The sequence below is a fragment of the Flavobacterium sp. M31R6 genome, from assembly GCF_013284035.1.
Taxonomy (GTDB): domain Bacteria; phylum Bacteroidota; class Bacteroidia; order Flavobacteriales; family Flavobacteriaceae; genus Flavobacterium.
The window spans coordinates 2,157,692-2,171,841 of record NZ_CP054141.1 but is presented as its reverse complement, the minus strand read 5'-3'; the positions used below and the strand labels follow the sequence as shown (position 1 = coordinate 2,171,841).

Here is a 14,150-nt window from a genome sequence, read left to right as displayed (position 1 = left end):
ATTATCTAGATATGAAAAAGAAACTATTGATCACAGCCGTTCTATTAGGAACCATTTCATTTGCCAATGCACAAAGCATGGGAGATATTACAAAAGCAGCCAGTACAGCAAAAACTGCGTCAGCCAGCTCTTTTGATGTTGCGAGCATATCCAATCAAGTTATGGAAGTATTGTCCCCAAAATTAAAATTAACCGATGCTCAAAAACCTGCGGTAAATTCATTGGTTAACGAAACCTTGAACAAAAAGAAAAATCTTTTGCCAACCATGGCAACCGACAAAGCGGGATATACATCCAAAATGACTGCCAACAGAGAATCATTTACAGCCAAAATGAAAAAAATAGTTAGTCCAACACAATTTACGGCACTTACAGCATTATTGCCAAAATCTGCTTCGACCTTGACACCACTTGTACAAATGTTGTACTAACCGCATTAATCAGAGAAGATTTATTTTCTAAAAAAGTTAAGCTGCAATTCCATAAAATTTAGGAATTGCAGCTTATTTATTTTGTTAAAATTTAAAACCAAAACAGTATTTCGTCTATAATTGTTTCGAGCTAACATATTCTGACAGTTTCAACCCTTTTGACAATTCATTAAGATATACATCCGAAATTCCGGATGCTTTCATAATTTCCTCATTAGAGTAATTATCCTTTTTAATTTCAGCAGCATATCTTATTCCAAATAAACGTATCATTAACGCTGCATCTTCTTTTGGAGAATTATTAAACATATCACTCAATACCGCTCCTAATTCTTCTATACTCATAATTTATATGTTTTACTAGTTACTGATACTTCTTTTCAATATCTATGCCAAACATCTATAAATAAATACATTACAACATTATATTAACAAAAGATCTGTACGCTTAAAATTCAACCCTACAAAGTATAGCTTTTGGATAAAGCAAACTGCTCTTTGATTTCTATTTAAGCACTAAACCGATGTTTACCAACACATTAGAACCTATTCAATTGCATTATTCCTTAACTTTATACGAGTAAAATCAATTTGTTTAACAATTAAATTTTGTACTCATGTATATAGTTCGCGAAATTTTTTATCTGCAATTTGGCCGTTATAAAGATGCCAAAGTTTTGATTGATGAAGCCACACATGGCGGATTGTTCCCTCAGACACCCGGAAACCGGGTTTTAACCGACTTTACCGGAGAAAGCTACCGACTGATTTTTGAATCGTCTTATGCCGCACTTGCAGATTTTGAAAAAGAACTTGCAAAAGACATGGGTGCCGCAGACTGGAAAGGATGGTATGAAAAATTCAAAGTCTTGGTTCGCCATTCCGAGAGAGAAATTCTCAAACAGATTTCCTGATTTATATAGGCATCTCTCATTAACCTATAAAAAACTTCGCACCGCAATCCGGTAAACTTTCCGAATTTTGGTGCGAAAAATTTAAATGTACTCCCAAATAAATCTAGGACTATTACCGCTCGAATTAAATACTTTCCTCCAAATAAGCTGGATCAAATTCCGTTGTATCCTCTACCTCAACTGTTGCAGGTTTCGAAGCTTTCAGCGCATTGAACCTTTCCAATTGTTCTGTTTCTCCTTCTTCACCACTGAAATAAGGAAAAACGTCCATAATAGGAGATTCCGAAATAGCCGGAATAGTGTATTCCCCCATCGTGGTACTCATTACATGAGTGGTGTTATCAAAAGCTTCTTTTACATCATTGGCTTGCACCAACAAATACATATTTGACTTTCTTTCTTTGCCACTTTCTTCGTCGTAAGCCATTAGAGAAACTCTTGATTTAAACCAACGGTCAGCATTTTCGAAAGGATGTATTTCGGCATAATTTGCCACCTTTATATTCGTGATTTTAAATTCTTCACTAACATATGCAGACATCTCTTCATTAATTCTGCTTTCTGCTTCGGTATAGGACAAAGCATCAACCAAATAAGGTTCTGTTACAACCTTTTGTCCGCCAGTTTCATCCGTTTTTCTATATTTTACTTTGCATTCGTACCAAATTGTGCTCATATATTTTTTTTAAGGATGCCAAAGATATATTTTAAAGAAAATAAAATTCACAATTTAGAAAATAGATATTCACAATTTTGGATACCTCTTAGATTACGTCTTTATTTTCTATAACTTCGTTAGTACTTTAGCGCTATGCAATTGAAAAATAGAAAAAAGGCTTTTACTTAAAATTTATAAACGGTATAAAATGGCAAATCAAATTTATCCTTGCTTGTGGTTTAACGGACAGGCCAAAGCAGCAGCTGAATATTATTGCTCCATTTTTAAAAATTCCAAAATCACTTTCGAGAATTCATTTGTTGTAAACTTTGAATTGAATGGAACTAAATTTATGACCTTGGATGGCGGTCCCATGTATAAATTATCGCCTGCCAATTCTTATGTTATAGAATGCGAAACACAGGAAGAAATTGACCATTATTGGGACAAATTAGGCGAAGGCGGAATTTATAATAAATGCGGTTGGCTCGATGACAAATTCGGCGTTACTTGGCAAATTGTCCCAAGAATATTGAGCGAGCTAATGGCTGATCCTGAAAAAGCGCCAAAGGTTATGCAGGCATTTATGCAAATGACAAAATTTAACGTACAAGGATTGCTTGACGCATAGGGAAATTCAAAATTAATTTAAACGAAAGTTCGATTATTACAGTTTTCCTTTTTCGGATGATGGCAAAAAAAACAAAATACCTCCTTTTAGCCCCAGTTGAAGTAAAAATCATTATGTGCCGGGGTTCGGCACATAATATTGCAACGGAAAACGGGACGATGTTTCCAAAAAAGCCAAATGTTTCTGCTCCAAATTAATAATCGAACTCCTGTTTTAAATTGTTGTATGTTCGAACTGTTCGCTTTGCCCATATGAAAATCCTAGCTATCTTTGCTTACAAAAACATACAAATAAATTATAAATCCTATGGCTACATTTAGCAAACAACTGTCCTTTCGCTGGTCTGATTTAGATCCAAATTTTCACTTACGTCATAGTGCCTATTATGATTTTGGGGCACAACATCGTGTTGAAATACTAGCACAATTAGGATTAACATTAAGAGTGATGCAAAAGGAACATATTGGCCCTATATTATTTAGAGAAGAATGTGTCTTTAGAAGAGAAATCAATCTCTCGGACGAGATTATCATGCAAACCAAAATGGCAAAAATGAAAGCTGATGCTTCACGCTGGTCAATTGTCCATGAGTTCTACAAAGAAGATATATTGTGTGCCGTTATTACTGTTGATGGTGCTTGGATGGATACTAAATTACGTAAATTAGCCACTCCAACTCCACAAGTTGTTGTTGATGCCTTAAGTGTTTTCCCAAAAACAGCTGATTTTATTGCACTATAATTAATCAAAAACCTATCAAATATGTTTACAATAGAACAAATAAAAGAAGCCCATTCTAAAGTAAAAAGTGGTGCTGATTTTCCAAATTACATACAAGATTTAATCATTTTAGGCGTAAAAGGATACGATACCTTTGTAAATGATGGCGACGTTCACTATTATGGAGTAAATAATTACTCTGTTGCTTCTAATGAAAAATATGATGAAATAAAAATTGCCGCATCAGCCAATAAAGAGCGATTCATCGAATTTTTAGTTATGCACCAAAACGGTCAAACCGATTATTTGACGTTTTGCCGTCATGCCGGCCAATGTGGTATTGCACGGTGGAGAGTTGATATTATTGAAATGACCTGTACATATTATGATCAATCAGGTTCTGAGATCTTAATTGAAAAAATTTCGGTTTAGGTTTTTATGATACAATTAAAAAAGTGGCCTGTTTCCAGACCACTTTTTTAGTAATATACAATACAATTATTTAGTTCAAATCGAAGCGATCCAAATTCATTACTTTATTCCATGCGGCTATAAAATCCTTCACAAACAACTCTTTAGAATCGCTGCATCCATAAACCTCAGCGATAGCACGAAGCTCTGAATTGGATCCAAAGATAAGATCCACACGAGTTCCTGTCCACTTTAATGAACCTGTTTTGCGATCACGACCTTCAAATACCTCTTGCGATTCTGAAGAAGCTTTCCAAGCTGTGCCATAATCTAGCAGATTTACAAAAAAGTCATTAGTCAATGTCTCGGGACGACTCGTGAACACTCCATGTCTAGAATGGTCAAAGTTCACATTAAGAACACGCAAACCACCAACAAGAACAGTCAGTTCAGGTACAGTTAGCGTCAACAATTGTGCTTTGTCAATAAGCATTTCTTCTGCAGAAATAGTATATTGCGTTTTAATATAATTCCTGAAACCATCTGCTTCAGGTTCTAGAACAGCAAAAGATTCCACATCCGTTTTTTCCTGTGAAGTATCAGCTCTTCCGGGTGTAAAGGGAACAGTCAGATTTTGACCAGCTTGTTGAGCTGCTTTTTCAATTCCAACACCTCCAGCCAGAACGATTAAGTCAGCCAGTGATACTTGCTTTCCGCCAGACTGAGCGTTATTAAATGAAGCTTGAATACCCTCAAGGACAGATAATACAGTTGATAACTGAGCCGGATTATTCACTTCCCAATCCTTTTGCGGAGCAAGGCGAATACGTGCCCCGTTTGCACCACCACGCTTGTCGGATCCACGGAATGTTGATGCCGAAGCCCAAGCTGTAGCTACCAATTGAGAAACAGACAAGCCAGAAGCCACTATTTTAGACTTTAAATCATTAATATCATTGTAATCAATTAATTGATGAGTAACCGCTGGAATGGGATCCTGCCAAATCAGTTCTTCTTTAGGCACTTCTGGTCCTAAATAACGTACAATTGGTCCCATGTCACGATGCGTCAGTTTAAACCAGGCACGAGCAAAGGCATCAGCAAACTCATCAGGATTTTTATGAAAGTGTCTAGCAATTGGCTCATAAATAGGATCTACCTTCAAAGCAAGATCAGCTGTCAGCATGGTTGGAGCGTGACTTTTTGATGGATTATGGGCATCGGGAACTGTACCGGCACCAGCTCCGTTTTTTGGTTTCCATTGATGTGCACCAGCTGGACTTTTCGATAATTCCCATTCGAATCCAAACATATTTTCGAAGTAATTGTTACTCCACTTATTGGGCGTTGTTGTCCAAGCCCCTTCAAGACCACTACTAATAGTATATTCACCATTTCCAGTTCCGAAGGTATTTTTCCAACCAAGACCTTGCTCCTCTATTCCAGCAGCAGCCGGTTCTACACCAACATACTCGTTTGGATCGGCAGCACCATGGGTTTTACCAAAAGTGTGTCCACCCGCAATAAGCGCAACAGTTTCTTCGTCATTCATAGCCATACGTGCAAAGGTTTCCCGAATATCACGGGCAGATGCAAGAGGATCCGGATTACCGTTCGGCCCTTCGGGATTCACGTAAATCAAACCCATCTGAACAGCAGCCAAAGGATTTTCTAATTCTCGGTCACCCGTGTATCGTTGATCATCCAGCCATTTTCCCTCGGAACCCCAATAGATATCTTCATTTGGTTCCCAAACATCGGCACGACCTCCTCCAAAGCCAAAAGTCTTGAGTCCCATGGACTCGAGTGCACAATTTCCGGTCAGAATCATCAAGTCTGCCCATGAAATTTTCTTACCATATTTCTGTTTGATTGGCCATAACAGCAAACGTGCTTTATCAAGATTCACGTTGTCCGGCCAACTGTTGAGTGGAGCAAATCGTTGGGTACCGGCCCCACCACCTCCGCGACCGTCAGCAATACGGTAGGTACCCGCACTATGCCAGGCCATCCGAATAAAGAACGGTCCATAATGACCGTAGTCAGCCGGCCACCAGTCCTGAGAATCGGTCATTAAATCGAAAAGATCTTTTTTTACAGCAGCCAAATCAAGGCTTTTGAAAGCCTCGGCATAGTTGAACGTCTCTCCCATCGGATTGGATAGCGATGAGTGTTGACGAAGGACATTTAGTTTCAACTGATTGGGCCACCAGTCATTGTTTCTCGTGCCAGAGCCAGCAATTTGTTTTGAGGTAGCGCCAGAAAAAGGGCATTTGCCTCCCTCGTTTCCATGCTCAGCATTCGATGTGTTCAGATTTTCGTAATTTTCCATAATGTGATGATTTTTAAAAACTTACTCACGAATTTACCAAAATTATTTTTATCTAAATTATTTTTTCAATAGATAAAAATTATAGTTACAGTGCAAAAACGTAGTTTAGAATAGTTCTTTACTTGACTGAAATATCTTTTTTATTTGTATTTTCGTTAAGCAGAAAACATCCTATTTCTAACTCACTGAGTTTAAAAAAAAATAAATATTCGTACCACACAAATTGAAAGGAAACCAATGAAAACTGATTTTAAAACCGTTGACGAATACATTGCAACATTCCCAAAAGACATACAAACCCTTTTGCAAAACGTTCGCATGACCATCATTAAAAAAGCGCCCGAAGCCTTGGAATGCATATCCTACGGAATGCCCGCCTACAAGACATACGGAAAACCCTTGGTATATTTCGCTGGATATAAAAACCATATCGGTTTTTATGCCACACCAACTGGACACACTGAGTTTTCTAATGAACTTTCCAATTACAAACAGGGAAAAGGCTCGGTTCAGTTTCCTGTCAGCCACCCAATTCCATATTGGCTAATAGAACAAATCGTTATATTTAGAGTAAAAGAAAACGAACAAAAATTTACTAAACAATAAGTGCTAAGTTTATAAGATTTAAGCTGACAATTTAAAAAGTTCTTTTTACTTAGTATCTTAGCATCTCAGAAACTTAGTATCTAGAAAAAAAATATGGAACACAAAGCCAAATCAATTCGTCCCTTTATCGGCTCCAAAGACTTTGGGATATCACGACGTTTTTATCTAGACTTGGGTTTTAACGAAATTATCTTGGCACCCAATTTCTCTTACTTTGAAACCAAAGGAATTGGTTTTTATTTGCAAGATGCCTATGTCAAAGATTGGATAGACAACACCATGCTTTTTTTGGAAGTCGAAGATGTTAACCTATTTTGGACTGAACTTTTGGAATTGAACTTGCCCGCTAAATATGAAAATGTAAAATTAGTCCCGATTCGCGAAATGGATTGGGGCAAAGAATGCTTTATTCACGACCCATCCGGAATTCTATGGCACATTGGGGAATTTTATAAATAGAATAATTAGGAGCTATTTACTTCGTCAGTTCACTTCGCTCGTGTCCTGCTATCCGCTACAAACGAAGTTCACTGAACTCCCATAAAAATAAAAGTACCGTGAAGTAATCTTGCGAGCCGAACCCCAGCTCACAAGGATTTTCACTTCTATCAGGGCTAGGGCAGTGATTTTAATAAGAACAATTGTGTTTTCATTTAAGACCAAGCCTAAAACACAATGTCTTTAAAATATACAAAACAGCTCGACATTTCTAAAGTAACGTATTTTGGAAATTATAAATGATTGTACTGCTCATCACTTACAGATTCCAACCAAATCGTTTCCCCTTTTTCTCTTCCTGTTATTGCTACTTGAACAAAGGCTGAATTGGCGCTTGCACCATGCCAATGTGGAATATTTGGGGGACATTTTTTCACATCCCCTTTCCGAAGGATTTCTTTTGCTTTACCTTTTTCCTGATAATATCCTACACCGTCGGTCACTAACAATATTTGACCGGCCGGATGAACATGCCATTTAGTTCTTGCTCCAGGATCAAAAGTTACATTCCCAACAGATATCGGATTGAGACTATCAGGAGCTACAAGCATTTGTAAATAAGCATTTCCTGTAAAATTATTGTTTGTGATTTTTTCTCCTTTTGGAAAAATGATCGATTTATTTTGTGCTTTGCAAGAAAAAGTAAACACTCCAATCATAAATAGTATAACTAAATTTTTAAACTTCATCTTTTTAAATTTTAAGATTAATTTGATAAAAATTCACCAGTTTATTAACTGCTTGCGATACATATTCGGGTTTCCAATAGGTTTGTATATGTGTAGCTCCATCAATCAGAAATAATTCTTTAGTTTTTGCATTGGTTGCTTTATTAAATGCATCATCTGTCATATAAAAGGAATCAGCTTTGCTGCCTGCTATCATTAACAAAGGCTGATTTATCAAGTCCATATTGGTACTGGCATCAAATGTCATTAAATCCATCAGACTACTCTTTGTGTATTTAAATGTAGAATTTGGATGAGCATGTGTTTTGCCGTAATAGTCAAATCCTTCACGATATAAATCAAACGGTAGTGCGGCTATTTGTTTATCCGTGAGTTGAGTATTACCCACATACATAATTTCACCACCTGCCGCTTCTTGGGCACGCGCATCTGAAGCTTGCTTTAATCGTTCCTGGATCGTTGAAAATTGTGAGTTCATAAAACCGTTACGCCTTACTACACCTGAATTGAACATACTTAATGTAGCAATTGCCTTAAATCGTTTATCTGACTGTGCAGCCTTTAAAGAATAACCGCCGCCGCCGCAAATTCCGAGTAATCCAAGTCTTTCTGTGTCAACACCTTTATATTGAGAAATATAGTCCGCCATTGCGTGTATATCTTCAATTCGGTTTGCCGGTTTATCCACATTACGGGGCTCTCCGCCACTACCTCCTTGGTATGCCGCATCTGCTGTGATGGTTATATAACCCTGTTCTGCTAATCGTTGTGCATATAAACCTGCTACCTGTTCTTTTACACCACCATTAGGATGAGCAATAACTATTGTAGAATATTTTTTTGAAAAGTCAAAATTTGCCGGTGTGTAAACATTGGCAACAATTGCAATTTCTTTAATTTTATAGGTAACAGGATGGATGTTTACTTTCCCTATTTCATTTTTGATAATGGCTCCTTCATATACCAAAGTAAAAGGATTTTGTTTATATGTATTTTGAGCATTTGACATATTTATAGCTGTTATTGCAATTGCTAATGCGATTATTAATGATACTTTTTTCATTTCTTTTATTTTTTAAATTATTGAGCTATTTGCTTTTCAACACTTCGTTCAATACTTCTTTTGCTGCTTTTGTTTTCTTTTTACCTATGATTGGTTTGATTACAACAATAAATTCTTTCAGCTGTTCAGGCGTTAAACCAACATTTACAGCAATTGACAAATGAGCTTTCAGCATTGGCTCAGCATCACCAATTGCACTGATAACAGAAATCGTAACCAACTCCCTTTGAGCGAAGGTTAAAACATCTCGTTCAAAAATATCGGCAAACAAATGTTCTTTAAGAAAAGTATCTATTGTCGGTGCAAAAGCTGAATATCCTACAAGTGTGTTCGGTTGTGGAGTTTTGGTAAGTTCCTCCAAAATCTTTTTCCCTCTATCGTATTTATTATGATCTTCTTTGATTAAAGTTGCTTCATTACCTTGTTTATCAATAATACCTTTAGTTTTTCGCTCGTTAAGTACTTCCATAAAAGTTTGCAAGCCACGAATACTGCGTGGAAATCCACAATAAGCGTACAGATGAACCAATACTTCTTTTATTTCATTTACTGTAAGCCCTGCTTCAAGCCCTGTATTTAGCTCTGTTTTTAAGTTGACTAAATCACCTTTAGCTGTAAGTGATGCAATGGTTAAAATGCTTTTTTGCTTCTCACTTAATTTTTTATCTGTTGATTCTAAATCTTGTGCTTCTGTACAATTAGAAAATAAAGCAAAACTTAATACCATAACTTTAAAACCAAAATTTCTAAATTGCTTCATAATTATTTTATTACTTATCCAAACCCTTTTCCTTTAGCCATTTACTCATTAGGTCAGCAACCTCAATATTATTTAAATCTGAAAAAGGAAAATGTGTATTGCCTTTAATTCCTATTTCGGGCAGGTGGATTACAGTTACATCACCTCCGTTTTTGTTTACTGCATCTCGCCATAAGCGTGCCATCTGCAGACGTACTCTCCATCCATCTGCCCCAGGATTGTTTGAAGGGCTTTCAGGAATATTATCGCCGTAATAAATAACAATAGGTATTTTGGTAAGTTGCATAAAGTCTTCCATTGGAACCGAGCTTGCTTCTAAGGAACCCGCCGAACTTGTTAAAGGTGATGGCACTTGACCTTCAGGAAACAAGAATCCACTACCTGGTTCGTAAGCTACTATTGCTTTGACATTTTTATTTTTTACAGCAGTGAGCCATCCCATACCACCAGAATGGGAATGCGTAACTAAAATTCCAGGACCTATTTTGTTGAATAATGCAGAAACGGCATCCGAATTAAGATTACTGTCGATAGCACCAATACTTGGCGTCATAGAGCGAAAGTACTGATTGAGAGTAATTGAATCTCTAGCAAATTGAACACCTTCAAAATAATTGGGCCATACACCTATACGGAAGACATCAAACCATTGCTGTTCATCAGGTGTTGGATTGATGGTAGCAGCAACAGTACTTCTTCCTGCGTTACCTCTTCTTGGTTGGTCAATCACATAAACAGGGAAATTTCTGCGGAGAAAAATATTTTGATACCCTTCTCGTCCATCAGGCGTGGTTTCCCATGTTTTAGAAAACTGACCTATGCCATGCCACATCACTAATGGTAACTTGTGTGCATTTACTGGAATTTGATAAAAAACATAGGCATGATCCCCATGAAAAGTTTGTCCTTCAGGAGTGGGTTTATAGGGATCGAATGTACCAGAGTTTTTTATAATTGTACCTCCCACAGCAAAACTACCCTGCTCTTCTATAATTATTGGCTTTTGCTTTGCTTTCTTTTGTGCAATAAGTGAGGGACTGCTTATTATCAATAACAAACAGAAAATACTCCATCTTCTAGTGATTTTGTTTTTCATATTATCTTATTTTCTCAATTTTATTACTATTTATTCTCAACTGACTTCTCAATTACATCAAGCCGTATTTTCCTTTCGTCACCAACAATGCCTGCCGTTCCATCAGGTTTGAATTCGAATACCTCATTTTTATTTGAATCGTAAATAGGCCATTTTGGTAATTCCTTACCATTTGGATTACCTGTTTTGGCGAAGTTTATCCAATAACTATTCATCATTTTGGCAACTTCTTTATCTTTTGGCGTAACGGTAAATCCATTACGCTCAGTAAGATTATCGAATACATAAGGGATTTCCGAACCATGAGATGCGCCAAACGTCATCCTTTCTTTCATTGATTCAGACACATAAGAGAAAAGATACAAATAAGCAGGCACCTTTTTTACTGTAAAAATTCTTGCCGTAAATCGAGCAGGTTCTGCCCACACTTTATCAGTATTAACAAGTGTCAATATCTTAGCGAAATCATTTGTCCCATCAGGATCATATGCAGTTTCAACTTCTTTACTCAGGTTTCCAAAATAAGACAGTAGTTCTTCCTTAGATTTTGCGTTAACAAAACCTGCCGAAACTTCCGCACTATTCGAGCCGATGAGAAGAGGAACATTAGCTTGCCTCCCTGCTTTGTAGGCGCTCTCTGCAGTTTCAACAACCAGTTTACCGTCGAGAATTGAGCCAGAATAGATAGGCAAACCTTTGGGGCCATCGGTTTCCTGACCTCCATCTACAATATCGGCAACACTAAGAGAGCGGAGTTTCGTCAGTGCATCTGCATCTGTTCCTTCGATTCCATGTTTGCGTGCAAAGTTTATTCCTATTGTTTCTGCTGAAACAGGATAATGCCGGTCGGCATTATCTGCATGTATTGGTCTTCCGGTAAGAACACCATCACGGCCACCTCCCGACTCACAGATTGCCTTTTGGAAAAGCCCTTTTGCAGCGGGTATGGTCAGAAGTGAATGTACCGAAACGCCGCCCGCAGACTCGCCGAAAATAGTTACATTTTTCGGATTACCACCAAAAGCGGCAATGTTTTCCTTTACCCATTTGAGTGCGGCAATCTGGTCCATATAAGCATAATTCCCTTTAGGCTCTTCTGGATGTTCTTTGCTTAACGCAGGGAACGCAAAAAAACCAAGACGCCCGAGACGATAGTTAAAGGTCATAAGGATTACACCCTGTTTGGCAAATTGAACTCCAGAAAAGTCAGGTTGGGAACCGCTGCCAAATACGAATCCACCTCCATGGATCCATATCATAACCGGTAGTTTTGCTCTCGGTTTAGTACCGGCAGGCAACCACAAATTGAGGTACAGGCCATCTTCTGATGACCCTTCTGAAATTGCCCCAGGTGCAGCACCCCATCCCGCTTGTGCACAATTTGATCCAAATTTGCTTGCATCGCGAACTCCAACCCAAGCTTTTATGGGTTGCGGTGGGCGCCAGCGATATTCACCGACTGGCGGAGCAGCAAAGGGAATCCCCTTAAAGACCGAAACATCCCCATCAGTTACTCCACGTACTGATCCGGAGGCTGTTTTGACTATTGGTGAGACTTCCGGGGCAGTATTAACAACCTTTTGCTGTCCATATAAACTACAACTAATGATAATTGCTAAACCTGTTACTATTTTCTTCATCTTGATAATAATTTAAATGAATATTAATGCTCAGGTGTCATTAGCTTAGTAAACGACAATGAGCCAAGTTTCCAACTTTTCTTTTCTTTTATATACACTTCCGTTACAATAAACGGATTGGTAACTTCATTTCCTCCCACTACTGCCAATAGTGTAATTCTGTTTAAAAGTATCGCAGTATTACCGATAATATTTACTGATACTTCTTGAATATCTGCTTTCTTGTAATGAATCATTCCACTTTTAATCACATTAATTTCTTGGATTTTCCCCCAACTTCCTCCCATGTGGACAAAGACCGATTTATCGTCAAACAAAGGCGTAAGTTTGTCGATATTTTTATCGGCCATCCATTGCCATTTATCTTTAGAAAGCTGAATAACTTCTTGTTCAACTACCGTGTAATTCTTAATAACTGTACTCGTTGTATTTTCTTGTGCAAAAGAAAATTGGAAACTGGCTACTGCAATAAGACCCATAATTAATATTTTCATTTGGTATAATTTAAAGTTAAATTGAATTTTTAAATTCTTTTATTTTTTCTTTAATGGTGCTTCTACATCAGAAAAAGCTTGAACAAAGGCTGGTAATCGTTCACCCAAAATTGGAATTACATTCAATTGTTTATTGAATTCCTTTAATTCATCTGTGGTGAATTTTATAGCTGATGCTCCAATATTTTCCAACATGTGAGCCATTTGTGTAGTACCCGGTATCGGAACAACCCAAGGCTTTTGTGCCAATAACCAAGCTAATGAAATTTGGGCAGGGGTAGCCAGTTTTTGTGTACTCCATTTTTTTAATAAATCTACTATTTTTAAGTTATTCGGTAGATTCTCTGCTGAGAAACGAGTCTCATTTCCTCTAATATCGCCTTGAGCGAAGTGTGTATCGGCATCAATGGCACCAGTTAAAAAACCCACTCCAAGCGGACTCCATGGGACGAAACCAATACCGAGTTCCTCACAAAGTGGTATGATTTCCTTTTCCGGACCACGCCACAGCAAAGAATATTCATTTTGAATAGCCGCAATGGGATGAATTTTATGTGCTCGTCTTACTGTTTGAGATCCAGGCTCGGACAATCCATAATGCAATACCTTACCTTCTTTTATCAAATCCTGAATAGCTCCAACTACATCTTCAATAGGAACTTGTGGATCTACACGGTGTTGGTACAATAAATCAATTCTGTCGGTACGAAGTCTTTTAAGCATTCCATCTACTACAATTTTAATGTGTTCAGGACGACTGTTTAATCCCGGTAATCGCTTACCTGTTTCTTGGTCAATATTCCAGCCAAACTTTGTTTCGATGACAATATTGTCGCGGAAGGGAGCTATCCCTTCGCCAAGAATTCGTTCCACTTCAAAAGGACCGTAAGCCTCTGCAGCATCAAATAGTGTAATTCCTTTATCAAAGGCTGTTCGAATGATGTTGATCATTTCTGGACGAGAAGGAATTATAGTTTGGTACGTGCGGGTCATGTTCTGAACGCCGAGTCCTATGCTTGAAACTTCAAGAGTAGCACCAAGTTTACGCTTACTAGGAATTGAGTTCACTGAGTTATCATTATCGAAAAATTTAGTTTCCGAATTTGAAGATTGAGCAAAAGAAGATAAGGGTACTAATGCACTTCCAGCTATTGCAAGTCCTGCAGTTTTTAAAAGATTTCTACGATTCATAATTATATTTTTAATT

Annotated in this window: 17 protein-coding genes; 7 read left to right on the top strand and 10 right to left on the bottom strand. The window is 37.6% G+C overall.

From position 1 onward, the window contains the following. The first annotated feature begins 11 nt into the window (after window positions 1-11). Window positions 12-431: a hypothetical protein gene (locus HQN62_RS09040; RefSeq protein WP_173504102.1), complete on the top strand. Its 420-nt coding sequence runs from the start codon at window positions 12-14 to the stop codon at window positions 429-431. A gap of 114 nt (window positions 432-545) precedes the next feature. Here HQN62_RS09040 and HQN62_RS09035 read toward each other — a convergent pair whose 3' ends face one another. Next, entirely contained in the window at window positions 546-776 is a 231-nt protein-coding gene (locus tag HQN62_RS09035) for an HTH-like domain-containing protein (RefSeq protein ID WP_207786917.1), read from the bottom strand. 272 nt (window positions 777-1,048) lie between these two features. Between HQN62_RS09035 and HQN62_RS09030 the strand changes: the two genes are divergently transcribed. Then, window positions 1,049-1,345 carry a hypothetical protein gene (locus HQN62_RS09030; protein ID WP_173504101.1) on the top strand — a complete coding sequence of 99 codons (297 nt, stop codon included), beginning with the start codon at window positions 1,049-1,051 and terminating at the stop codon, window positions 1,343-1,345. Window positions 1,346-1,469: 124 nt separating this feature from the next. Here HQN62_RS09030 and HQN62_RS09025 read toward each other — a convergent pair whose 3' ends face one another. After that, a complete protein-coding gene (locus HQN62_RS09025; protein ID WP_116795511.1) occupies window positions 1,470-2,021 on the bottom strand; it encodes a DUF4494 domain-containing protein in 552 nt (183 codons plus the stop codon). A 190-nt stretch (window positions 2,022-2,211) separates the two neighbouring features. Here HQN62_RS09025 and HQN62_RS09020 point away from each other — a divergent pair, with 190 nt between their 5' ends. The 3 genes from HQN62_RS09020 (at window position 2,212) to HQN62_RS09010 (ending at window position 3,786) form a co-directional block, all read left to right on the top strand. Beyond that, window positions 2,212-2,634 (top strand): VOC family protein, encoded by a 423-nt coding sequence (locus tag HQN62_RS09020; protein ID WP_173504100.1) that lies wholly within the window; start codon window positions 2,212-2,214, stop codon window positions 2,632-2,634. A gap of 306 nt (window positions 2,635-2,940) precedes the next feature. Continuing rightward, window positions 2,941-3,375, top strand: a complete 435-nt coding sequence (locus HQN62_RS09015) for an acyl-CoA thioesterase (RefSeq protein WP_173504099.1) — start codon at window positions 2,941-2,943, stop codon at window positions 3,373-3,375. A gap of 21 nt (window positions 3,376-3,396) precedes the next feature. After that, the gene (locus HQN62_RS09010) at window positions 3,397-3,786 is read left to right on the top strand and encodes a DUF1398 domain-containing protein (RefSeq protein WP_116795514.1); all 390 of its coding nucleotides are present in this window, start codon (window positions 3,397-3,399) and stop codon (window positions 3,784-3,786) included. 70 nt (window positions 3,787-3,856) lie between these two features. Here the strand turns inward: HQN62_RS09010 and katG are convergent, their stop codons facing one another. Continuing rightward, the gene (katG, locus tag HQN62_RS09005) at window positions 3,857-6,097 is read right to left on the bottom strand and encodes a catalase/peroxidase HPI (protein ID WP_173504098.1); all 2,241 of its coding nucleotides are present in this window, start codon (window positions 6,095-6,097) and stop codon (window positions 3,857-3,859) included. 237 nt (window positions 6,098-6,334) lie between these two features. Between katG and HQN62_RS09000 the strand changes: the two genes are divergently transcribed. Together HQN62_RS09000 and HQN62_RS08995 are read left to right on the top strand one after the other, a co-directional pair. After that, entirely contained in the window at window positions 6,335-6,703 is a 369-nt protein-coding gene (locus HQN62_RS09000; protein WP_116795516.1) for an iron chaperone, read from the top strand. A 93-nt stretch (window positions 6,704-6,796) separates the two neighbouring features. Beyond that, window positions 6,797-7,162 (top strand): VOC family protein, encoded by a 366-nt coding sequence (locus tag HQN62_RS08995; protein WP_173504097.1) that lies wholly within the window; start codon window positions 6,797-6,799, stop codon window positions 7,160-7,162. Between the two features lie 272 nt (window positions 7,163-7,434). On the opposite strand, the gene HQN62_RS08990 is transcribed toward HQN62_RS08995, so the two are convergent. From HQN62_RS08990 to HQN62_RS08960, 7 genes are read right to left on the bottom strand one after another with little or no spacing between them, the layout of a single operon-like run. Next, the gene (locus tag HQN62_RS08990) at window positions 7,435-7,890 is read right to left on the bottom strand and encodes a cupin domain-containing protein (protein WP_173504096.1); all 456 of its coding nucleotides are present in this window, start codon (window positions 7,888-7,890) and stop codon (window positions 7,435-7,437) included. A gap of 4 nt (window positions 7,891-7,894) precedes the next feature. Beyond that, the gene (locus tag HQN62_RS08985; RefSeq protein ID WP_173504095.1) at window positions 7,895-8,953 is read right to left on the bottom strand and encodes an alpha/beta hydrolase; all 1,059 of its coding nucleotides are present in this window, start codon (window positions 8,951-8,953) and stop codon (window positions 7,895-7,897) included. Window positions 8,954-8,978: 25 nt separating this feature from the next. Beyond that, entirely contained in the window at window positions 8,979-9,713 is a 735-nt protein-coding gene (locus tag HQN62_RS08980) for a carboxymuconolactone decarboxylase family protein (RefSeq protein ID WP_173504094.1), read from the bottom strand. A 10-nt stretch (window positions 9,714-9,723) separates the two neighbouring features. Continuing rightward, a complete protein-coding gene (locus HQN62_RS08975) occupies window positions 9,724-10,809 on the bottom strand; it encodes an alpha/beta hydrolase (RefSeq protein WP_173504093.1) in 1,086 nt (361 codons plus the stop codon). A gap of 26 nt (window positions 10,810-10,835) precedes the next feature. Continuing rightward, window positions 10,836-12,449 carry a carboxylesterase/lipase family protein gene (locus tag HQN62_RS08970; RefSeq protein ID WP_173504092.1) on the bottom strand — a complete coding sequence of 538 codons (1,614 nt, stop codon included), beginning with the start codon at window positions 12,447-12,449 and terminating at the stop codon, window positions 10,836-10,838. Between the two features lie 23 nt (window positions 12,450-12,472). Beyond that, the gene (locus tag HQN62_RS08965) at window positions 12,473-12,943 is read right to left on the bottom strand and encodes a nuclear transport factor 2 family protein (protein ID WP_173504091.1); all 471 of its coding nucleotides are present in this window, start codon (window positions 12,941-12,943) and stop codon (window positions 12,473-12,475) included. Window positions 12,944-12,982: 39 nt separating this feature from the next. Next, window positions 12,983-14,134, bottom strand: a complete 1,152-nt coding sequence (locus tag HQN62_RS08960; RefSeq protein ID WP_173504090.1) for an aldo/keto reductase — start codon at window positions 14,132-14,134, stop codon at window positions 12,983-12,985. Window positions 14,135-14,150: the final 16 nt, after the last annotated feature.